The sequence below is a fragment of the Pseudochelatococcus sp. B33 genome (assembly GCF_053570585.1).
Genome location: NZ_JBSEFH010000078.1, coordinates 1 through 1143, shown reverse-complemented (window position 1 = coordinate 1143; position 1143 = coordinate 1). Strand labels below are relative to the sequence as shown.

3 pseudogenes are annotated in these 1143 nt (G+C 59.9%); all 3 read right to left on the bottom strand.

Features of this window, described 5'->3' with window-relative positions:
• Positions 1-173: 173 nt before the first annotated feature.
• Positions 174-350 (bottom strand): annotated as a pseudogene (locus ACUSIJ_RS29625) (IS256 family transposase); the annotation flags it as partial.
• A 146-nt stretch (positions 351-496) separates the two neighbouring features.
• Positions 497-673, bottom strand: a pseudogene (locus tag ACUSIJ_RS29620) (IS3-like element IS426 family transposase); the annotation flags it as partial.
• A gap of 61 nt (positions 674-734) precedes the next feature.
• A pseudogene (locus ACUSIJ_RS29615) lies at positions 735-929 on the bottom strand (transposase); the annotation flags it as partial.
• Between the last annotated feature and the right edge of the window lie 214 nt (positions 930-1143).

Genomic DNA, 1143 nt, shown 5'->3' with positions numbered 1-1143 from the left:
ATGCCATCATCGGTGTTGATCGACGAAGGGAACACACCGTCACGGGCTCGCGCAATACGCCTGAACGGTGGAGTGCCCCCCCTTTTTCACCGGACACCCGGCTACTGGGCCTGAGCTCTGATGAACTCCCTCGGGGAGCGCATCTTGAGCGCTGAATGAGGATAGATTGCATTATATCCGTTGCGCTGGACCTCGCGTAGCGGCGAGCGTGCACCTTTCGCCGCGCCGGTTCGCGTTTCGACCTCCACTTCCATGATCCGATCGGCCGCGAAAGCCAACATGTCGCGCACGAGGTCGCCATCGGCCCGCTTCTCAACCAGCTTGATTAGCGCCATTCTCTCATCGGTCATCGTCGTCTCCGTTTCAGGTTCCAGGTGTTGCAACCCGAACCTTCTCGAAGATCGGCGATGACCGCCAGCGTCACAGTCGACCACGCACTGCGCTACGCCGATGGCTCCGCACACGGCATCCTACACCAGCTCTCGGGACACGGCCGATTGACGTGCAGATAGTCACGCTTGAAAGTCTTCACGAACACATCGGACATGCCATTGGACTCGGGGCTCCTCACCGGTGTGAAGCAGGGCACGAGGTTGAGTGCTGTCGCAAAATCGCGTGTGTCTTTCGCGGTGTAGGGGCTGCCGTTGTCGGACAGATGCTCGATCGCATGCGGCGCGCGCACCGAGCCGCCGTCCCTCAGAACTGCCGACCACAGGTTCGTCCGATGCCACGGCCGCCGCTCCTCCTTCGCTCAAAAGCCGGCGCCAACGGAACAGAAGATTGGGCGCCACGCGGTTGCGCCGGGCAACCGAAGAGACCGTCTCTCCCGGTTCGAAACTCTCCTCGATGATCCGCAGCTTCGCCTCCGCCGACCAGTGCCGGCGAGCGACCCCCGTGATTATCCCGATACGCTGATAATCCTCCGACATAAGCCTGTCCTCAAGGATATCCTTGAGCCTTCATGCTTACGCCGGGTGTCCGATTGAAATGGGGGGCAGTTCAGCCTGCTCCGAAATTCAACGATGGCATTATCGAGCTTCTGCCGGCGATGAGGTCGAAGCCCGCCGCTATCGGCATCCGCGTTTGCACAGTTCCCAAGACTCGTCGCATCATAGGTCTTAAACATAAATCGTGTCGTAGATA